This is a genomic window from Clostridium sardiniense (assembly GCF_050584765.1).
Taxonomy (GTDB): domain Bacteria; phylum Bacillota; class Clostridia; order Clostridiales; family Clostridiaceae; genus Clostridium; species Clostridium sardiniense_A.
Window position 1 is genome coordinate 659,443 of sequence record NZ_JBNOOR010000001.1, and the last position, 20,943, is coordinate 680,385.

22 protein-coding genes are annotated in these 20,943 nt (G+C 27.7%); 16 read left to right on the forward strand and 6 right to left on the reverse strand.

Features of this window, described 5'->3' with window-relative positions; all coding sequences use genetic code 11:
• Positions 1 to 26: 26 nt before the first annotated feature.
• The 9 genes from ACQPUW_RS03225 (at position 27) to ACQPUW_RS03265 (ending at position 7,145) form a co-directional block, all read left to right on the forward strand.
• The gene (locus ACQPUW_RS03225) at positions 27 to 386 is read left to right on the forward strand and encodes a hypothetical protein (protein ID WP_430836064.1); all 360 of its coding nucleotides are present in this window, start codon (positions 27 to 29) and stop codon (positions 384 to 386) included.
• A gap of 99 nt (positions 387 to 485) precedes the next feature.
• A complete protein-coding gene (locus ACQPUW_RS03230) occupies positions 486 to 1,295 on the forward strand; it encodes an amino acid ABC transporter substrate-binding protein (RefSeq protein ID WP_430836065.1) in 810 nt (269 codons plus the stop codon).
• A 2-nt stretch (positions 1,296 to 1,297) separates the two neighbouring features.
• Complete coding sequence (locus ACQPUW_RS03235) at positions 1,298 to 1,936, forward strand: amino acid ABC transporter permease (protein ID WP_430836066.1); 639 nt, start codon at positions 1,298 to 1,300, stop codon at positions 1,934 to 1,936.
• An 11-nt stretch (positions 1,937 to 1,947) separates the two neighbouring features.
• Positions 1,948 to 2,610, forward strand: a complete 663-nt coding sequence (locus tag ACQPUW_RS03240; RefSeq protein ID WP_430836067.1) for an amino acid ABC transporter ATP-binding protein — start codon at positions 1,948 to 1,950, stop codon at positions 2,608 to 2,610.
• Positions 2,611 to 2,752: 142 nt separating this feature from the next.
• The gene (locus ACQPUW_RS03245; RefSeq protein WP_430836068.1) at positions 2,753 to 3,175 is read left to right on the forward strand and encodes a flavodoxin; all 423 of its coding nucleotides are present in this window, start codon (positions 2,753 to 2,755) and stop codon (positions 3,173 to 3,175) included.
• Positions 3,176 to 3,358: 183 nt separating this feature from the next.
• Positions 3,359 to 3,784 carry a flavodoxin gene (locus ACQPUW_RS03250; RefSeq protein ID WP_430836069.1) on the forward strand — a complete coding sequence of 142 codons (426 nt, stop codon included), beginning with the start codon at positions 3,359 to 3,361 and terminating at the stop codon, positions 3,782 to 3,784.
• A 16-nt stretch (positions 3,785 to 3,800) separates the two neighbouring features.
• The gene (locus ACQPUW_RS03255; RefSeq protein ID WP_430836070.1) at positions 3,801 to 4,430 is read left to right on the forward strand and encodes a DUF3793 family protein; all 630 of its coding nucleotides are present in this window, start codon (positions 3,801 to 3,803) and stop codon (positions 4,428 to 4,430) included.
• 249 nt (positions 4,431 to 4,679) lie between these two features.
• Positions 4,680 to 6,278, forward strand: a complete 1,599-nt coding sequence (locus ACQPUW_RS03260) for a chloride channel protein (protein ID WP_430837268.1) — start codon at positions 4,680 to 4,682, stop codon at positions 6,276 to 6,278.
• 84 nt (positions 6,279 to 6,362) lie between these two features.
• The gene (locus ACQPUW_RS03265) at positions 6,363 to 7,145 is read left to right on the forward strand and encodes a nuclease-related domain-containing protein (RefSeq protein ID WP_430836071.1); all 783 of its coding nucleotides are present in this window, start codon (positions 6,363 to 6,365) and stop codon (positions 7,143 to 7,145) included.
• Positions 7,146 to 7,194: 49 nt separating this feature from the next.
• On the opposite strand, the gene ACQPUW_RS03270 is transcribed toward ACQPUW_RS03265, so the two are convergent.
• Positions 7,195 to 7,560 (reverse strand): C-GCAxxG-C-C family (seleno)protein, encoded by a 366-nt coding sequence (locus tag ACQPUW_RS03270; RefSeq protein WP_430836072.1) that lies wholly within the window; start codon positions 7,558 to 7,560, stop codon positions 7,195 to 7,197.
• A gap of 135 nt (positions 7,561 to 7,695) precedes the next feature.
• Here ACQPUW_RS03270 and ACQPUW_RS03275 point away from each other — a divergent pair, with 135 nt between their 5' ends.
• The gene (locus ACQPUW_RS03275) at positions 7,696 to 8,376 is read left to right on the forward strand and encodes a Crp/Fnr family transcriptional regulator (protein ID WP_430836073.1); all 681 of its coding nucleotides are present in this window, start codon (positions 7,696 to 7,698) and stop codon (positions 8,374 to 8,376) included.
• Between the two features lie 115 nt (positions 8,377 to 8,491).
• Here the strand turns inward: ACQPUW_RS03275 and ACQPUW_RS03280 are convergent, their stop codons facing one another.
• Together ACQPUW_RS03280 and ACQPUW_RS03285 are read right to left on the reverse strand one after the other, a co-directional pair.
• The gene (locus ACQPUW_RS03280; RefSeq protein WP_430836074.1) at positions 8,492 to 8,857 is read right to left on the reverse strand and encodes a single-stranded DNA-binding protein; all 366 of its coding nucleotides are present in this window, start codon (positions 8,855 to 8,857) and stop codon (positions 8,492 to 8,494) included.
• 171 nt (positions 8,858 to 9,028) lie between these two features.
• Positions 9,029 to 9,310, reverse strand: a complete 282-nt coding sequence (locus tag ACQPUW_RS03285; protein ID WP_430836075.1) for a hypothetical protein — start codon at positions 9,308 to 9,310, stop codon at positions 9,029 to 9,031.
• Between the two features lie 460 nt (positions 9,311 to 9,770).
• Between ACQPUW_RS03285 and ACQPUW_RS03290 the strand changes: the two genes are divergently transcribed.
• The 4 genes from ACQPUW_RS03290 to ACQPUW_RS03305 all read left to right on the forward strand — a co-directional run bounded on the left by ACQPUW_RS03290 (position 9,771) and on the right by ACQPUW_RS03305 (position 13,473).
• Positions 9,771 to 11,141 (forward strand): peptide MFS transporter, encoded by a 1,371-nt coding sequence (locus ACQPUW_RS03290; RefSeq protein ID WP_430836076.1) that lies wholly within the window; start codon positions 9,771 to 9,773, stop codon positions 11,139 to 11,141.
• 168 nt (positions 11,142 to 11,309) lie between these two features.
• Positions 11,310 to 11,837 (forward strand): ECF transporter S component, encoded by a 528-nt coding sequence (locus ACQPUW_RS03295; RefSeq protein ID WP_430836077.1) that lies wholly within the window; start codon positions 11,310 to 11,312, stop codon positions 11,835 to 11,837.
• Positions 11,838 to 11,867: 30 nt separating this feature from the next.
• Positions 11,868 to 12,695 (forward strand): pyridoxamine kinase, encoded by an 828-nt coding sequence (locus tag ACQPUW_RS03300; RefSeq protein WP_430836078.1) that lies wholly within the window; start codon positions 11,868 to 11,870, stop codon positions 12,693 to 12,695.
• Positions 12,696 to 12,834: 139 nt separating this feature from the next.
• A complete protein-coding gene (locus ACQPUW_RS03305) occupies positions 12,835 to 13,473 on the forward strand; it encodes a hypothetical protein (RefSeq protein ID WP_430836079.1) in 639 nt (212 codons plus the stop codon).
• 48 nt (positions 13,474 to 13,521) lie between these two features.
• Here ACQPUW_RS03305 and ACQPUW_RS03310 read toward each other — a convergent pair whose 3' ends face one another.
• Genes ACQPUW_RS03310 through ACQPUW_RS03320 form a run of 3 tightly spaced genes read right to left on the reverse strand, consistent with a single transcriptional unit; the run spans position 13,522 to position 15,564 of the window.
• Positions 13,522 to 14,022 carry a hypothetical protein gene (locus ACQPUW_RS03310; protein ID WP_430836080.1) on the reverse strand — a complete coding sequence of 167 codons (501 nt, stop codon included), beginning with the start codon at positions 14,020 to 14,022 and terminating at the stop codon, positions 13,522 to 13,524.
• A gap of 23 nt (positions 14,023 to 14,045) precedes the next feature.
• The gene (locus ACQPUW_RS03315; protein ID WP_430836081.1) at positions 14,046 to 14,663 is read right to left on the reverse strand and encodes a J domain-containing protein; all 618 of its coding nucleotides are present in this window, start codon (positions 14,661 to 14,663) and stop codon (positions 14,046 to 14,048) included.
• A gap of 1 nt (position 14,664) precedes the next feature.
• The gene (locus ACQPUW_RS03320) at positions 14,665 to 15,564 is read right to left on the reverse strand and encodes a DUF5685 family protein (RefSeq protein WP_430836082.1); all 900 of its coding nucleotides are present in this window, start codon (positions 15,562 to 15,564) and stop codon (positions 14,665 to 14,667) included.
• A 365-nt stretch (positions 15,565 to 15,929) separates the two neighbouring features.
• Here ACQPUW_RS03320 and ACQPUW_RS03325 point away from each other — a divergent pair, with 365 nt between their 5' ends.
• Both ACQPUW_RS03325 and ACQPUW_RS03330 read left to right on the forward strand, forming a co-directional pair.
• Positions 15,930 to 17,993, forward strand: coding sequence for an efflux RND transporter permease subunit (locus ACQPUW_RS03325; protein ID WP_430836083.1), 2,064 nt, complete (start codon positions 15,930 to 15,932; stop codon positions 17,991 to 17,993).
• A gap of 27 nt (positions 17,994 to 18,020) precedes the next feature.
• Positions 18,021 to 20,645: a hypothetical protein gene (locus tag ACQPUW_RS03330; RefSeq protein ID WP_430836084.1), complete on the forward strand. Its 2,625-nt coding sequence runs from the start codon at positions 18,021 to 18,023 to the stop codon at positions 20,643 to 20,645.
• Positions 20,646 to 20,943 lie beyond the last annotated feature (298 nt).

Sequence of the window (20,943 nt, forward strand, 5' to 3'; positions counted from 1 at the left end):
AGGATATCTTATAATAAGGAGGTTGTATGAGGAAGAAAATAGTTTTCGGTCTATTTGTGGTAGTATTAGCTATGCTGTTTACTGGTTGCACAGGAGATAATAAAGTAGAATCAAAAAGTTCTTCTAAGGATAGTAATGAAATAAAAGATTCAGGTAAGAATGTTTCTTTAAATATAGATCTATCTGGTGTAGATGATATGAAGAAAAGTGCAAGCGGAATGGATGAGTTAATAGAGGGATATAAAAACATTGAAAGTGGTTTAGATAAAAATAAAAAAGATATAGAAGATGAATTAAACAATAATGATAAATCTGTAAAGAATAATACTGTTCTTGGACATGAAGATAAAGTTACAGGAACATTAAAAGAATTGCTTAATAAATAAAAAGAAAACTTCAAGAGAATTAAAACTTGAGGTTTTCTTTTTTGTTTATTGACTTTATTACTTTAGCGTGCTAAAGTAATAAAGTAGGGAGGGATATAAATGAAAAAGACAGTACTTAATTTATTAATTTGGATTTTAGTTATTATTATTGGTTTTGGATTAGTACATATTCTAAATCAAAATAATAAAAAGAAAGATGAGAATGTACTTATAGTGGGTTATGACGACACATTTGTACCTATGGGATTTATAAATAATGATGGACAGGTAGTAGGTTTTGATATAGATTTAGCAAAAGCAGTAGGAAAAAAAATACATAAGGAGATAAAATTTCAGCCAATAGATTGGACAATGAAAGAGACAGAACTTAGAAATGGAGATATAGATTTAATTTGGAATGGATACTCAGTTACAAAGGAAAGAGAAGAACAAGTGGATTTTTCAAATCCTTATATCAGTGATCGCCAAGTAATAATAGTTAGAGCTAATTCAGATATAAAAGATAAAAAGGATTTTAAGAATAAAAAAATAGGAGTTCAAGCAGCATCAAGTGCTTCAGATGCAGTAATGAAGGATACAGCATTTGTAAAATCTCTAAGTGGAGGTAACTTTATATCATATCAATCTAATAATGATGCATTAATGGACTTAGATGCAGGAAGAATAGATGGGGTAGTAGCAGACGAAGTTCTTGCAAGGTATTATATGAACGCACGTGGTACTGATAAGTATAAAGTTTTAAATGATAATTTTGGTAGCGAAGACTTTGCTGTAGGGATTAAAAAAGGAAATGAAAAATTAAAAGATGAGATAAATTTAGGGCTAAAAGAAGTAATAAGCGATGGAACAGCAAAGAAAATATCAGAGAAGTGGTTTGGAAAAGATATCGTAATTAAGGAAGGAGAATAATAATGAATTTTGAAATGTTAATAGATCAATTAATGGGTGGTCTTAAGATTACTCTTTCAGTATTTATATTAACCTTAATACTTTCTATACCTATTGGAATTATAGTTGCTATATTAAGGGTTAAAGGAAATAAATTAACTAAGAGAATTGTAGACTTGTATATCTTAATTATGAGGGGAACACCATTATTATTACAAATAATATTTATATTCTTTGGATTGCCTTTAGTTGGAGTTAGATTTGGAAGATTTACTGCTGCAATAGTGGCATTTGTATTAAATTATGGTGCATATTTTGCAGAAATATTTAGAGCTGGTATTGAAGGTGTTGATGATGGACAATTAGAAGCTTGTGAAATGCTTGGTCTTTCAGAATTTGATGTTTATATTAGAATAATTCTTCCACAAGCTTTTAAGAAGGTAATTCCTCCAGTTGGAAATGAAGTAATAAGTTTAATTAAAGATACAGCTCTTGTGTATATAGTAGGATTACAAGATATATTAATGGTAGGTAAAATAGCTACTAATAGAGAAGCATCATTATTTCCATTAGTTATAGTTGGAGTTTTATATCTTATATTAGTTATAGTATTAACTAATGTATTTAAAAAATTAGAAAAGAAATATAATTACTACAAATAGGAGGGAACTATATGTTAGAGATTAAAGGAATTAAAAAGAGTTTTGGGAACAATGATGTATTTAAAGATTTAGATTTAGTAATAGATAAAGGGGAAACTGTTGTAGTTGTTGGAAGATCTGGAGAAGGTAAGACTACGTTGTTAAGATGTATAACTGGTCTTGAAAAATGTGATGGTGGACTTATAAAGATAAATAATAAGATATTTTGCAAAAATGGTATATATGTAGAAGGTAAAGAATTAAAGGAAGTTAGAAAAGATATAGGGGTTGTATTTCAAAATTTTAATTTATTCCCTCATATGACTGTTTTAGAAAATATAATTGAAGCACCTATAAGAGTTTTAAAGGAGAGTAAAGAGATTGCAATTAAAAAGGCAAGAGAAATATTAAAAAGCCTTTCAATGGAAGATAAAGAAAATAATTATCCTTTCGAATTATCAGGTGGACAAAAACAAAGAGTTGCTATAGCAAGAGCTCTTGCCATGGAGCCGAAAGTTCTATGTTTTGATGAACCAACATCAGCACTTGATCCTAAAACAACCATAGAGGTGGGAGAAATTATAAAAAAATTAAATAAAGAAGGAATAACAATAATGATAATAACCCATGATATTAGTTTTGCAAATATGGTTACAAAAAGAGTGTTAAAGATGGAAAACAGAAAGCTTCAATAGTAGTTCTATTGGAGCTTTTATTGAGGAAAAAATAAATCAGAGTAAAATGATAAGAATTTATCCAAAATCTATTGACTTTGATTATCTGATGAGGTATATTATTAACAAATAAAGATTATCGTTTAGAAAGAGGAGAGAAATTATGAAAATTAATATAATATATCATTCATCAACAGGAAACACAGAAGAAATGGCAAACTTAATTGCAAAAGGTGCTAGAGAAGAAGGCGCTGAAGTAAACTTAATGACAATGGACGGAGCATCAATAGATGATGTAAAAGATTGTGATGTTGTATTACTTGGATCACCAGCAATGGGAGCAGAAAATTTAGAAGAAACAGAAGTAGAACCATTTGTTGAATCAATAGAAGATGACGTTTCAGGAAAGAAAATGATTTTATTTGGATCATTTGGATGGGGCGGCGGAGCCTTTATGACAGAATGGGAAGATAGAATGTTAGATGCAGGAGCAGAACTTTTAGAAAGAGAAGTTGTAGTTAAAGAGTTACCAGAAGGCGAAGATGCGGACAAGTTAGTTGAATTAGGTAAGAGAATAGCAAAATAATAACAAAATAATAGAACATAGTTAAGACACTTTTATAGTTAATATAAGGGTGTCTTTTTTTTATTTACTTAGATATATAATTAATAAATTTCTAAATATGACCTTGACAAGTTTTTGAAATAATAATATACTATCAACAAGTAATGATAATCAATATCAATTGAATGAGAGAGGATGATATTTATGAAAATTAATATTATTTATTGGACAGGATCAGGAAATACTGAAGAAATGGCAAACTTAATTGCAAAGGGCGCAAAGGAAGAAGGCGCGGAAGTAAACATAAAAACTGTCGATGGGGCATCAATTGATGATGTAAAAAATTATGATGTTGTTATGCTTGGATCACCAGCTATGGGAGCGGAAGTTATAGAAGAATGTGAAATGGAACCATTTGTTGAATCAATAGAAGGGGAAGTTTCAGGAAAGAGCATGGTTCTATTTGGATCTTATGGATGGGGAACTGGAGAATGGATGACAGCATGGGAAGATAGGATGTTAGATGCAGGAGCTGACCTTTTAGAAAGAGAAGTAATAGCAAATGAATTTCCAGAAGGAGAAGCTGCGAATAAATTAATTGAGATTGGTAAAAATATAGCTAAAAGATAATTAAGGAGTGTTGAAGATGGAGATAAAAATTAAGCAGTTTATGAGTAAATTAAAGGATATGAATAATATTGAATATTTTGATAAATATATGTTATTTTTATTAGCACCAGTAGTTGGTGGCTTAAAGCCATCTTCAACAATAACTTTAAAAAAGGATAGCAAAGAATATTTTGTATGGAATAACTATAAAGAAACATTTTTAAATAAGATAGGGTTAAAGCATGTCTTACTAAGGGAAGATGATAAAGCTATAATTTTACTAATATATTCAGAGAAAAATTTAGAAAAATTTATAAATAATAAAGAAACAAAAGAATTTTTATTAAAGCTTGAATATAATCTTCAAGATAATTTAGGTAGTATTTTAGATAAATTAGTACAAAGATATAATAGATTTCATTGTCCTCATGAACTTGGAGTGTTTTTAGGAATTCCTCTAGAAGATGTTATAGATTTCATGGAGTGTACTACTAAAAAATGTTTACTATGTGGTTATTGGAAAGTATTTAATAATTCTGATGATGCATTAGAGATATTTAATAATTATAATAGATCTAAAGAATTAGTTTTAGATTGTGTAATTTTTGATGCGAAGTCAGAGGAAATTATTTTATCACTACAGAATGAATTTAAAATAGTAAGTTAAAGGAGCTATAATATAGCTCTTTTTTTTATTAACACAATATTATTATTCAGTTAATAAAAAATTAAAAATAATAATGATGAATAAATAAGTTATTTAAAGTATTCTATAAGTAGCGATAGTATTTTTAATATAGTTAAATTTAAATTGAAAAAATGCCTTATATACAAAGATTATAGCTTAAGAGTTAGTTTCTAATAAATTAAATAAGATATATAATAAGAGGTAGACTTTAATTAAGGGGGAAGTATGATGGAAGAAAGAAAAGAAGGCGTTAGTGATATTTTTCCCCATAGAAATAATTTAAAAATTAGATTAATATGGGAATCAGCACTTATAGGGCTAATAACAGGATTAGTTGTTGTTGCAAATAGAGTGTTAGTTGAAAAATTATCACCGTTGCTTAGTAATTTTTACACTTATTCAAAAGGTCATCCATTAACAATATTATTAGTTTTTGTGATACTTGGAATAATGGGATTTTTTGTTGGATGTTTGGTAAAAAGTGATCCTATGATTTCAGGTAGTGGTATACCACAAGTTGAGGGCATACTTATGAAAAGGCTTGATGCTAACTGGTTAAGAGTTTTAGTATACAAATTTGTAGGTGGAACTATGGCGCTAGTTGCAGGGCTATCTGTAGGACGTGAAGGTCCATCAGTACAGATGGGAGCTTCTGTAGGGCAAGGTTTCTCAAAGGTATGTAAAAGACTAAATATTGAAGATAAATTCTTAATAACAAGTGGTGCTAGTGCAGGTCTTGCAGCAGCATTTAATGCACCTTTATCAGGTGTTATTTTTGCGTTAGAAGAAGTTCATAAAAACTTTTCTCCGCTAGTGCTTTTATCTGCTATGTCAGCTTCAATTGCAGCAGATTTTATGTGTAAGAATTTTTTAGGACTTGGACCAGCACTTGGTTTTTCAAATGTTGATGTATTTCCACTTAAATATTATTGGGCTTTAATACTTCTTGGAGTTTTAGTAGGCATTACTGGAGTAGCTTTTAGCAAAGGGATATTAAAGACTCAAGATATATATGCAAAATTTACAAAGGTTCCAGTACAAGTTAAGGTTATGATACCATTCTTATGCGCAGGGTTAGTTGGACTTACAGCACCTATTCTATTAGGGGGAGGACACTCTCTTATTATGAGTTTAGTTGATGGTGGATTTACAATAAAGGTATTATTAGTATTTTTAATAGTTAAATATTTATTTACATTTATAAGTTTTGGATCAAATGCACCAGGAGGTATATTCTTTCCACTACTTGTATTAGGAGCTATAGTTGGAAATATCTTTGGAGTTATTGTTTGTAAAACAGCTAATATTCCTATGATATATGTAATTAATTTTATAATATTTGCAATGGCAGGTCACTTTGCATCAATAGTAAAAGCACCAATTACAGGAATTATTTTGATTACTGAAATGTCAGGGTCTTTTGAACATTTACTTGCGCTTACTATAGTAGTAATTGTTTCATACGTTACATCAGACCTTCTAAAATCAGAACCAATATATGAAAGTTTATTAGAGAAGAGACTTAAAAAGTGTGATGGTTCAGAGTGTGAAAGTGATTGTACAGCATATGTTAAGAAAACACTTTTAGAATTATCTGTATTTATGGGCAGTGAAGTTGAAGGAAAGTTAATCAAGAATATAAGTTGGCCAAAAGAATGTCTTTTAGTTGCCATTAAAAGAGGTGGGAAAGAGATAATTCCAAAAGGTGGCACAGAAATACTATCAGGAGATTTGTTGGTGGTGCTTGTAGATGAGGATAAAGCGGCAGATGCATTATCAAAATTACAAACATTATCTTCAGAAATAGAGATAAAACAAGAATTATAATATAATATTTTGGATATACTAAAAGGGCTAGGAGAGTTTTCCTAGCCCTTTTAGTATGAATCTAATAAAAAAAGGTGTGATTAAATGGCTATTTTAGTAGATATGAATAATATCAAAGATAAAAATAAAGATAACAATAAATTTGAATTAAATAAATTCGTATCTGTTATAGTATTTATAATAAGTATATTTATTGTAAATTTGATTCTTGAAATTATAGATACCATTATTGATATATCAGGCTTTTTTGGTGAGTTTTACGACCTAGTAACAATATTATTAGCATTATTACTAACATACATTTATTTGAAGAGAAAATACATAAATAAAAAGCATGACGATAAAGAGTTTATTAATTTAAATAAAAATAGTGATAAAACTTTAAGTGAAGTAGTACCTGAAGTACTAACTAATTTAGATAATAATAATTATATATTAAAAAATTTTAGCTTTAATAGTAAAAAGGGTATAAATCATATTGATACACTTGTGGTAAATCAATCAGGTGTTTTCATAATATATATAAGGTATGATAAAGGTAGAGTTAATGGAGATGTAAAGGAAAATAAATGGATATTATCTAATGGTAACGAGGATAAAAAGATAAATAATCCAATAATCGTAGTAAATAGACAAAGGGATAGATTAAAGGAATATTTAATAGAATTAGGATGCAATATAGATATAAAATCAATAATATATTATGTAGATAATGATTTAGAGTTAAATGTAAGATATAGTCTATCAGATGTTTGCATATTTAATGAGATATCTAAAGATGATCTTATAGAGTATATAGAATCCTATAAAGGTGAAATAAAAATGAGTTCCGAAGATTTAATAGATATAATTCTTAATATAAAATAGAAAAATACTCTGAATATGGCAGACTATATTCAGAGTATTTTTCTATTCTCTATTTTTTTTCTAATAAATCATTTAAAGCATCATATGAAAAATCTATTATTTCACCACATCCAACTTTACTTCTTTTTAAGTCTACACATATTTCTGAGTTATATTTTTCTCTTACTCTATTCATAAGATCTCTAGAATATAATCTAGCATCATTTTTTTCTGAAGTATTATTTCTTCCCTTTAGATATCCTATAATTAATACAGCAGCATTAACAGCACCACAAAGGCTTCCAACTGTTATTCCTGTTCCCATTCCGCTACCTAAAGAAACAGGAATATCTGTATTGTGTTCCTCATTATAAGATTTTATTATAGATTCAGCGCAAGTGTATCCTTGGCTATGATATTCTGATGGTTTTGTCATTATACATCTCTCCCTTAATAGTTCTTTTGCTTCATTAACTTAATATATATAATATCTAATAAATACATTTTTTTCTGTGACATTGTCACATATAAATGTTAATATTTAATTATAATAAATTGTGGAGTTATTTTAATGATAAATAAAGAAAAATTATCTTACTTAAAAGAATTTTTACCATTTTTCAATGAATTATCTAAAGATGAATTAAATAAGCTACTATCAATAAGTAAGATACAAAGTTACTCTAAAGGAGATTTAATAAACTCTAAGTATTCAGCAAGTTGTTCTGGTATTATACTTGTTTTAGAAGGACAACTTAGAAGTTTTATACATTCAACTTCTGGTAAAGAAATTACTATTTTTAGATTATTAAGCAGAGATTTTTGTCTACTGTCTGCAGCGTGTGCATTTAAAAATATATCTTGTGATGTAAGTCTTGAAGCAGAAAAAGATACATTAGCTTTAATTATAAATGGAACTTATTTTAAAAATTTATCTGATTCTAATATAGCTGTTCAAAAATTCTTGCTTGATTTAACACAAGATAAATTCTCAGAAGTAATGTGCTTAATTGAAGATATAGTTTTTCTAAGCTTTGATAAAAGACTTAGTAAATTTTTAATGAATGAATCATTTCTTCAAGATAACACTACGCTAACTATAACTCATGATACTATTGCTAACAACTTAGGATCTGCTAGAGAAGTAGTTAGCCGTATGTTAAAAAAATTTGAATCTGATAATATAATTAAAATTCATAGAGGTAAAATAGAGATAATAGATAGACTTAAATTATATGATCTATCTAAATGAATTTTATAGTATTCAATTTCAAAATTAAGTGTATAAAATATTAAAAGGACTTTTTCACACAAGAAAAAGTCCTTTTATCTACAGAGTGAGGGAAGATTAAATATACCATTTTGGTTTAAAATGGTATATCTGCATTTGAAACAAGCTCCAAATCATCTTCTTTAGAATCCTTCTTATTATTAAATCCTATAAACTCAAAGCTCTCTGCAATTATATCTGTATTATAAATTGTATTTGATTCATCCTTATTAAAAGCACTTCTTTTAATATATCCAGTAATTCCAATTTTACTACCTTTTTTGCCATATTCACAAAGAACCTCAGCACCTTTATCAAATATTATAAAAGGTATAAAATGAGTAGTTTTACCTATTCTATCATCTACAGCTAAAATACAACGAGAATATGGAAGTCTTTTATCTTTGGAATAATTAATTTCAGGATCTCTTATTAAATTTCCAACTAATAAAACTTTGTTCATAAAAAAATCACTCCTTAGTGTTTTAATTCATTAAGGAGTATTATCATTTTTTACAATAAATATACGAACTAATGTTTGTATATTTAAAATTATTTTTTATTAGGTAATTTTAAAGTATTATCATAAACATTTCGCATTTAAGTTAATTAAATATTTATCTAAATAATCATATCAGTAATTAAAGTCATGATTTCCAAGTGGTACAAAGTCATATAATCCTTCATTCATAATTTTTGCAATTGGATGTATATCAAACTTTGAATTTGAAAGATAGGTTGTAAAAGGTGATCCTTGAACAGTATCTCCACAATCTATTATTAATGTATTTTTATCCTTATTAAAGGAATTAATTATATTAAGCAATCCCATATTTTTAAATTCATTATTTGTGTAGTCTGTAGGATAAATATATCCATGAATGTGAGACGTAAAATATAATTTAAGATTTTTCATAGTATCACCATCTCAAGAAAATTATAGCAGAAAGCAAATAAGGTGTTAATAAAGTATTAATGAAGATACTTATATAGTGAATATATGTTCAAAAAAATAAAAATAAAAGTGTAAAAGTTGATAAAATAAGAAAATTAAATATTGAATAAGTAAAACTTGCAACTGTATTCTTGTAAAAATCAAATGTATCATAAGGGAATACATTAAAAAAATTTGCAAATTAATAAAAAATGAATAAAAAAGTAATAGTTTTTTGATAAATTGATAATTAAATAAGGGTTTAAATAGATGAATTTTATTAAAATATTAATTAGATTAAAAAAAATCTATAAATGACTTGAATTCACTTTCATAAAATGGTATAGTCTTTACATAAACAAAATTTATTTTAAAGAATTTTTGCAGGATTTAAATTGCAAAATTCATTAAATGACATAACGAATGAAAAGGGGAATTTACTATGACAACATCAAATACATCTGTTAACAAGAGTAGATTAAAGCACCCACCAGGTCTATATCTATTATTTTTAACAGAAATGTGGGAGAGATTTAGTTACTACGGATTAAGATCACTTTTAATGCTTTATTTAACAGTAAGTTTTGTACAAGGTGGTTTAGGATTTAGTGTAAGTTCAGGAGCACTTATATACGCGATATATACAGGTTTTACATATTTTACTCCAATAATTGGAGGATGGATTGCAGATAATTTCTTAGGTCAAAAGAAATCAATAATAATCGGTGCATCTATAATGGCAATAGGTAACTTTATGTTATTTATAGATAGCAGTAGAATAGGACTTTACATAGGACTAGCATTATTAATAGTAGGTAATGGTTTCTTTAAACCAAACATATCAACAGTAGTTGGTCAACTTTATGACAAAGAGGATAAGCGTAAGGATTCAGCATTTACAATATTCTATATGGGTATAAATGTAGGATCATTAATAGCACCTTTAATATGTGGGTTATTAGCAGAAGATATCTTTGCAAAGACAGCAAATGGGGCAATTATAGAATATGGATTTAAATACGGTTTCTTAGCAGCTGCTATAGGAATGGTACTTGGACAAATAATATTCATGGTATTCTCACCTAAGTATTTAGCACATGTAGGTGAAGCACCAAAGGAAAGAACAAAAGAACAAAAGCAAGTTAGTCATGAACCTTTAACTAAGCAAGAAAAGAGAAGAGTAGCTTCTATATTCATATTAGCATTCTTTGTTATTTTCTTCTGGACAGGATTTGAACAAGCGGGAAGTTCATTAACAATGTTTACTCAAAAATTAACTAATAGAGACTTCTTTGGAATGACAATTCCAGTTGCATGGTTCCAATCAATTAATCCAGTATTTGTACTTATTCTTTCACCAATATTAGCTAAATTATGGTTTAGATTAGCTAATAGAAAAAAAGGAGATTTACCAGTGCCAGTTAAAATGGCAATGGGTATGATTATCTTAGGTATTGGATTCTTATTTATGGTAGGAGCATGTGTATCAATTGGAGGAGCAGAAGACCCAGTAGCTAAGGCTAGTATGTGGTGGATAGTATTAACATACTTCTGTAATACACTTGGAGAATTATGCTTATCACCAATAGGATTATCAATGGTATCAAAACTTGCACCTATCAAATATGCATCATTATTAATGGGTATGTGGCTTGCAGCATCAGGAGTAGCTAATCTATTAGCAGGTGTTGTTGCATCAAGAATGGAAGCCCTTGGACCTATGGAAATATTCGGTTCAATATCAGCTGTATGTATAGCATTAGGAGTAGTATTATTACTATGCAGTAAAAAGATTACAAAATTAATGGAATAGAATGAAATTTTGGCTATCTTCAATATTGAAGATAGCCTTTTTTGATTTTTATAATTTAAAAACAATCTTTCTTTATATTGTAAATAATATACCGATACATTTGACAAGTATAGTAGCTAAGAATACCATAATTAAAGAATATAATTTAGTATTTTGGAGGAAAATGTAATGAAAAAAATGAGTACAAATATGCTTGTTATGATAGCAATGCTTTCAGCATTAGTTTTTTTAGGAACTTATATACACATCGAAATTCCAATAGGTGGAGGAGTTTCAATGATTCACTTAGGAACAACCGTAATATTTATAGTTGCAGTATTAATAGGAGAGAAGGCTGCTATTCCAGCTGCTATAGGAAGTGCCCTTATGGATGCATTAACTCCAGCTTTTGTATTGTGGGTAATTCCAACCTTTATAATTAAGGGAGCAACAGGATATGTAGCTGGAAAAGTTGCATTTATGAATGGAAAAGAAGGTAGAAGTACAATTCAAAATATAATAGGATTTATATTAGGTGGGCTAGTATCGTTAGTTGGATATTTTATTGTAAATTGGGTAATCTTTAAAGGATGGGAAGGTGCTGTAACATCCCTTTTAACTTCAATTACAACAACTATAATTGGTATAGTTATAGCAGTTCCTTTATCAATGGCTGTAAAAGCAGCAACAAGAGGATTTATTCAAAGAATTAACTAATATAGAAGATAAGAAATGGAGAGAGAAATTTTGAAAAAGCCTATAAAAAGAGCTCTTATAATACACAGTTTATGTAGCGTAGGGAAGGCATCACTTACAAATATTATTCCTGTAATGAGTATTAGAGGTGTTGAGGCATGTCCTATACCATCCGTTATATTATCAACTCATACAGGTGGATTTAATCCAATTGCTAGACTCGATAGTCAAAATTTTATAAAAGAAGCAACGGATTGTATAAGAGATAATGGAATAAACTTTGATTTAACCCTTATAGGATATTTAGGTGGAGTAGATAAGATACAAGAAACTATAAGTTATCTAAAGGAAAGTAGAGAAGGAATAGTTGTATTAGATACTATATTTGGGGATAATGGTAAGCTTTATAATGGATTTACAGAAGAATATGTAGAGTATATGAGAGAACTTTTAAAGCTTAGTGATATAATTACACCAAATTTTACTGAAGCATTATACCTAACAGGAAGAGATGTTTCTGATATAGATAATTTTAATGAAGAAGATATAAAAGATGTAATTTATGACTTAAGAAAAATTGGAGCGAAAAATATAGTTATAACTTCTGTGCCCTGTAATAAGGTTGGAATAGGAGTAGCGGTTTGTGATGGTGAAGATATAAGAATTTTATGTCATGAGAAATTATCTAAATCATATCCAGGTACAGGAGACATATTTACAGCAGTACTTTCAACTGAAATTTTAAAAGGAAATAATTTATTAGATGGAATTAATAAATCAGCAGAATTTGTTAAAGAATGTATAAGATATAGTATGGAATATGATTATCCTACAAAAGAAGGGGTACTTTTAGAAAAGCAATTATACAAATTATTATAAAAAGACTATGTGTAAATTATAATTTACACATAGTCTTTTTTATAATTTAAATAGTACTTTCTATAGGGGGCGAATATAATAAAAGCATAAAATTAAATTATATATAATAGGGGAATAAAATATAAATAGGGGGATTTTTATGGGAAAGAAGAGTAGTATTTTAGCTATAATGCTATTGGGGGTTATATGTACATTGTTTTCTTGTAGTATAGGTAATAAAAATGATAGTAGTTTAAAAGAAAATAGTATTACTAAAGTAGAACTTACAGAAAAAGAGAAGATGTTACTTTCTACTGGTAGTGATCATCAATTTGCTTTTAATTTTAATATAGGAGATAAGTATAATAAATTAAAATTATGGATTGAAAAGTATAAAGAAGGAAATTTAATACCAGAAGATATTCAAAAAAGTGAACTTGCTATAGATGGGGACGGTATGATTATAATGACTACAGAAGATATTCAAGTTGACACCTTAAATAAACGTTTATTAAATATAACTGTAAGTGATAATAATGGATATAGCACAATTAAAACTTTAAGAGGTGTGAATGAAGAGAAATTAGGGGATATGTTATCTGTTATGGGAATAAATGAGCTAGATAATAATGAAATTGATAAAGAGATACTATTAGGGACTTTGTGTTATTCAAGTAAGGAAATGATAGAGTCTCTTAATGAGGATTTTTTTAAGGAGCCATCTAAAAATATAGATAAATTGAAGGATTATGATATTGCATATTTAGTTAAATGTGAATTTATTAAAGAAGACCAATAAAATATAAGAGATACTTTTATAATATTAAATATAAAAGTATCTCTATTATTATCTTTTATGAAATTTTGATATATAAAATGTTATTATCAGCGTTAATGCATAATCGAAAATGATAAATGCAACTTGTGCTACAATTAATAATATCCATAATGGAAGTTCTGAAGGAATAGGTCCAACAAAAGAAGTGAATATAAAGTATCCTATAAATAACATTATGTTAGAAAATACTAACTTTAATATTATCTCTAAAGGCATATTTCTAAGCTTCTCAATGTAGAATTTAACTAAACCAAAGATTCCAAAATATAAAATAAAAGGAATCATTATATCTAGAGGAATAATTAAAAATCCTATAATAGAAGATGCTATATATACAAATATACCTAATTTAATATTACTTCTCATAATTGCAATAGGCACATAGCATGATGAAATTGTAAGTATGGCAAAAGTATTTATTGGTATAATTAAATTAAGATATAAAGTAATTACAGTTAATGCAACTAATATTCCACCTAAAGTTATATCTTTAGCTTTTAAATTATTCATAAATCACAATCTCCAAATATTTATTAGCAACAGCCTATTAAATCGCCACCAAAACATTCACAAAGACTATCTAAACACCAAAGGTCTAAACAGCAGCTACATGCATTAGAACCACCTGCACCAGAAGTTCTATATGGATTTCCATAATTAGTTGCTCTTGAATTTATTTGGTTTAATGCCTGTCTATATTCAAAGTTGTTTGGATCCATGTTAACAGCTGTTTGAAGATGTTGAAGTCCTGAATCAAACCAACCTTTTTGAACATGACATATACCCATTAAAAAGTTCCATTCGGCATTTCTATTAGAAATAGAATTTAATTTAGTCTCAGCAGCTCCTATATTTCTAGTTTGAATAAGTCTTCTAATTTCTTGGAATGCATAAGCATCACTAGAATTTGAATTATTATAACTATTATTAGATCCACTATTATATCCAGTATTGTTATTTGAATTATTTTTTCCTTTTGTTAGCATATCATAAGCTTGATTTATTTCAGCAAGCTTTTCTTGAGCTAAATCCTTAAGAGGATTATCACCGTATTGATCAGGATGATATTGCTTAACAAGCTTTCTATATGCACTTTTGATTTCTTCTTGAGATGCGCCTTCTTTTACGCCAAGTACTTCATATGGGTTCATTTTATAATTCACTGCCTTTCTTTTTACACTTACATTTATTCGTAGTATTTATGTATTTATCCATCATTCCAAGATTGATGATATTTTCTAAAATTTCTTTATTTCTATTAAGTGGAAGTTTATCAAGAATTTCTTTGCATGTATATGCACAGCTAAATATACTAAATTCTAACCTTTGTTTAATTCCTTCTAAGAATTCTTCATAAGGTAAGTTATCCTTATTATATAGGAAGTTAATAGGATTAAATTTATTATCCTTCATATCTTCTTCTAGATCATCTAAAGCATCCATTAGATATATCCATTTTCCAAGAGAATAACCAAAGCGATAAAGTTCTGATCTAAGTTCTTTAGAATCATCTTTAAATTCATAAGGGAATTTCTCTAATATAACACCAACTATAATACTAAAAGGATCGCATATCTCATCTATATACTTAAAATCTTTAGTATTTTCTAGTCTTGTAAGCTCTTTTAAATTCTCTTCAATTGCTGAGTTTATCTCAACTATAGAAGATGGAAAATTTTTATAATAAGGTTTCATAAATGTTAATGAGAATTTACTCTTTAATGAATTATCATCATTAACATCGTCTAATAATTTATAGTAAACAAGTGATACATTCATACTAGCTGCATAATTTATAGCTGTGTTATTTAATAATACAGGTTTCTTTTTTGCAGGGTGAGCCATACATCTTTTTAGTTCAATATTTAAATCTTCTTTAATTAGTCCATCTAAAAGCAATGCTAAAAATGTCATATCATAATTTAATGTCATTCTTGGAAGATTACCATATAGCTCTTTTATAGCAAAGCAAACTCCACAGTAATAGCTCTTAAATTGATTATATTCTCTGATTTTTAGTTCAGGTTTTAGAGGAGTTACGTAACCAAACAATAAAAAACACTCCTTTAAAAATTGTTATAAAGCTATTATACAATAAGTTTAATATTTAAAACAGTATTTATGAATAGAAAGAAAATAGTATTAATAATTCTGCAGGTAATACACAAGAGAAAAAAATACTTAGATAAATGGTAAATGAAAATATTAGGTGATAAAAATTTGTAACTATTAATTTCAGATATTAAGAATTACTTAAAATTCAAAGCTTAAAAATTATTATTGAAAAATATATACGATTACATTTATTGAAAAGTGAATTTTAAACTATTTGTAAAGAATGTGGTAAAATATTTGATTTTAATACATATATTGGTATAATAATAAATGACTATTAGTCATATAAGGGGTGATGATAAGTGAATAAGTTTGGTAAGTGGATTTCTAATCATACGAAAATAGTATTAATATTAACTGTTATATTAATAGTTCCAGCTATTTTTGGAATTATAAATACAAGAATTAATTACGATATTTTAAGCTACTTACCACAGGATTTGGATTCTACTAAAGGACAAAAGGTTTTAGATGATGTCTATTCAGATGCTGCAACATCAATGCTTATAATAGAGGGGATGAAAGATAAAGATGTTGTAGAACTTAAAGACAAAATTAAAAATGTTAAAGGAGTAGAAAATGCCATTTGGGTAGATAATGCATTAGATATTTCTGTACCAAAGGATATGCTTCCAGATGCTGTGAAAAATCAATTATTTAATGGAGATGCAACTATGGTAATTATTAAGTATAATGATTCGTCTGCATCGGAAAGTACATTAAATGCAATTGGTGAAATAAAATCTATGACAAATAAACAATGCTTTCTAAGTGGAATGTCTGCAATACTTAAAGATACAAAGGATTTGGCAGATAAAGAAACTCCATTTTATGTGATATTAGCAGTAATTATTTCTTTAATAGTTTTATTAATTTCTATGGAGTCTACATTTGTACCTATAATATTTTTAGTTTCTATAGGTATTGGAATATTGTTTAATCTTGGAACAAACATTATATTTGGCGAAATATCATATATAACAAAAGCTTTGGCGGCTGTATTACAACTAGGCGTCACTATGGATTACTCTATATTCTTAATGCATAGATATGAGGAAGAACTTACAAGGTTTGAAAATAAGAAAGATGCTATGTCAGAAGCTATATCTACAACAATGTTATCTATTTCAGGATCATCGTTAACAACAATTGCAGGATTTTTAGCTCTATGTGCTATGGATTTAACACTTGGAAAGGATATTGGAATTGTTATGGCAAAGGGAGTTGTATTAGGAGTCATTTGTTCTGTAACAGTACTTCCAGCTCTAATACTTACATTTGATAAATTGATCCATAGATATAAACATAGGACTATAATTCCCAATTTTGATAAGTTATCAAATATTGTAACTACTCATTATAAAATTTTTATAGGTGTATTTTTAGTTCTTTTAGTACCTGCTATATTTGGTTCGAGGAATGCTAAAGTCTATTATAACTTAGATGAAACATTGCCTAAGGATATGCCATCTATAGTTGCAACAAACAAACTAAAAGATAAATTTAATATGATGACAACACATTTCATTTTAGTAAATGATGATGTCAAACCTTATAAGATAAAAGAAATGACAAATAAAATAGAGGATATAAAAGGAATTACATCTGTAATTTCTTATGATAAGTTAATAGGTCCAGCTATTCCAGAAGAATTTATACCAAAAGATATAAGAGAAATATTTAAAAAAGGTGGATATAATCTTATACTTGCAAATTCAGAGTATAAGGCTGCTAAGGACGAAGAAAATGAGCAAATTGATGAGATTATAAGTCTAGTAAAAGGATATGATGAAAATGCACTAGTTGCAGGAGAAGGGCCTCTTACAAAAGATTTAATAACGACCTCTGATAGAGATTTTAAAATGGTATCAGTATATTCAATAATAGCCATATTCTTAATAATTTTAATAGTATTTAAATCAATATCAATACCTATATTATTAGTTGCAGCAATAGAATTTGCAATATTTATAAATATGGGAATTCCTTATTATACAGGAAATGAAATTCCTTTTGTAGCAAGTATAGTAATTGGTACTATTCAGCTTGGTGCTACTGTTGATTATGCGATCTTAATGACATCTAGATTTAGAGAAGAGATTAGAAAAGGTCATACAAAGCAAGAATCAATATTAATTGCAGTAAAGGGATCAGCTAAGTCAATAGTTACATCTGGACTTACATTCTTTGGAGCAACTGGTGCTGTAGCTATGGTTTCAGATATGGCCTTAATTAGAAGTCTTTGTTTCTTAATTTCTAGAGGCGCACTCATTAGTATGGCAGTAATACTTTTAATACTTCCATCATTTTTATTAGTTTCAGAAGGATTAATAAATAAGACGTCAATTAAATGGCGAGAAGGTTAAGGATAGAAGAGGTAAGGGGGAGATATTATGTATAAAGCAATGTCTAAAAAGGTAATAGCCTTAGTTATAATAGGATCAATGGGTGCAAGTACAATTGCTGGAGCAGCAGAGATAAAGAAAGATGAAAGTGTTTATGTAAATCTAGACTCTAGTGGAAAAGTAGAAAAACAGACAGTAACTAATTGGATACACACAGATGAAGGAAATATAGATATAGAAGATGAATCAAATCTTAAAAATATAGAAAATATAAAAGGCGATGAAAAGCCAGTTCAAGATGGAAATAAATTAAATTGGAAAATAAACGGTAGTGATCTTTATTATAAAGGGGATACAGATAAAAATCTTCCTCTTGATGTGAATATAAATTACTACTTAAATGATGAAAAGATTAAAGAAAATGAACTTGCAGGTAAGTCAGGCAAAATAAAAATAGAGATAGAGTTTAAAAATAATAGTTTTAAAGATGTAAATATTAAGGGCAAAAATAGAAAAGTATATACACCACTTACAACAGCTACTGTAGTCACACTTCCAATTGATAAATTTAAAGATGTAACGATAAATATAGGAACTATGATTTCAGAAGGTAATAATAACGTTATAGCATTTGCGGCATTCCCAGGATTAAGAGATAGTCTAGATATAGAAGAAAAAGATTTAGATATAAATCTTGAAGATAAGCTTGTTATAGAAGGCTATACAGATAATTTTGAACTTGGCCCTATAATGATAACTGCAACAACAGAATTACTGGATTTAAGCAGTTTAGAAAAAGCAGATTCATTAGATGAAATAAAGAATTCACTAAATAAATTAAATGATGCTTCAGATGAGCTTCTTAAAGGGACAGGCGCATTAAATGAAGGAATACTTACTGCTAAAAAGAAATTAGATGAAGGTAAGGGGGGATTAAACAATAATAGCTTGAAAGAAGCGTTAGGAATCATAAAATCAGATAAGCAAATAGATAAGGCAAATAAATTAATAGATGATGCCTATTTTGCAAAAAACATAAATACAGATAATTTTAAGGAAGTATTATCTTTGGTTACAGATAATAATGTAAATAAAATTAATACTTTAATAAAAGATGGAGAAAGCATATTAGAAAATAAGGAATTAATAGAATCATCAGTTAACGTATTTAAGGGACTTTCAAATGACAATAACTTTAATAAATTATTACAAGATACGCTGAAATTAAAAGAAGGTTATGAGAGTATAAATCCTGAAACTTTAAAGAAATTAAATGGAATGGTATCACTATTGAGTGGACAAAATTTAATAAATGGACAAAGTTTGATAAAGGGAGCTAAAGAAGCAAAAAATGCTGCATCACCTATAGAGAATGTGCTTTCAGGTGCAATTAATTCATCACCAGGTGGAACACTGGATCAAAAAACAAATAATTTTTTACTTGGAATAGATTCTAAACTTAAGAAAACTCAGAATCTTTTAAGCAATGAAAATATAAATAATATGAATCTAATGGCTAAAGATATGCAAACTTATGGTTCAAGCTACTTAATATTAAAGGCAATGATTGCTTGTGATATGCAGCAAAATAAAATATCATTAGAAGATGCAAAAGCTAAAACAAATAAATATATTGATGCAGTATATGGTGATAAAGGTTCAAGCTTAAAGGCCGTTATAAATAAACTTACAGCAAATGATTTTACTCAAAATCAAATGAATTTAGATGCTCAAAAGATAGCTGGATATGGAGAAAGTATGAAAGATATTATGGGAAATATCAAAGAACTTCAAGGATTAGAACCTATAATAAGAGCAACTGATAGCGTATTATCAAATTCTAATTCTAGAGGAGTAATATCTAAGTTTTATTCAAATTATAAGAGTGATAGCAGTCAAAAATTAATAAAAGGACTTGAAGATGGAATATTAAGTTTAAATGCTGATGATTTAAAAGCTATTGAAGGATTAAAATCAAATTTAAATGATATATCGGTGGATATAGAAGCAAATAAAGATAATATAGAATCAATAAATAAAATGGTTGATGGCATAAAAGAAAATCCAGAATTACTACAAAAGCTTAATAAGTTCTCTAGTGATTTAAAAAACTCACAAAGTACAATAGATGATATTCAAAAGGTTCTTTCAAAAGGTGATGGAAGCTTAAATATTAAAGAAATTAAAGCTTTAAGTGAGAAGCTACTTTCAATGCAACAAGATTTAAAAGATAGCGAAGATATTTTAAGAATAACTAAAGGCTCACTAGAAAAAAATAATGTTCAAAGGGCAAGAGAATTAATAAAGAGTTTACCTGAATTAGAAGAAGGGGTAAATAAGCTTGCAGAAGGAAGTACAAAATTAAATAAAGGAATGGAAGAATTCAATAAAGAAGGAATAGATAAATTAAGTGATAAAGGAGAAGAGGCTACAGAAAAAATTGATGATTTAGTACAAGTTAAAGATGAACTTGTAAAAATGTCAAAGGATTATGATACATTCACAGGAAAAGATAGTAATATGGATGGAACTGTGAAATTTATTATGAAGACAAATGAAATAAAGATTCAAGAACCAGAAAATAATCAAGAAGAAAATAAAGAAGGAAAGCAAGAAGAAAGTGGTGGATTCATAAATTGGATTAAGAATTTAATAAGTAGTATATTTAATTAATGATATTAAAATATATATAAATTATATAGATGAATAGGATATTTAAATTATAACTTTTGGCATAAATATTTTGAAATTTGATTATAATAATAAAGACCTTTCAAGGAAAAGAGGGGTTACGTAGGTTTGAAGTTGCTGGTGTGTAAATCACCAGCCTTTTTTTATTTAAAAATAATTTTGCGCTAATTTATTATTTTTAATAAATCTACTAAGAAGTATTAGGTTTATGTTGTAGCGAATATTTATAAATCTATTATGTATAGAAAATGGAAAAGAATAAAAAGTATAGTTTTCAATA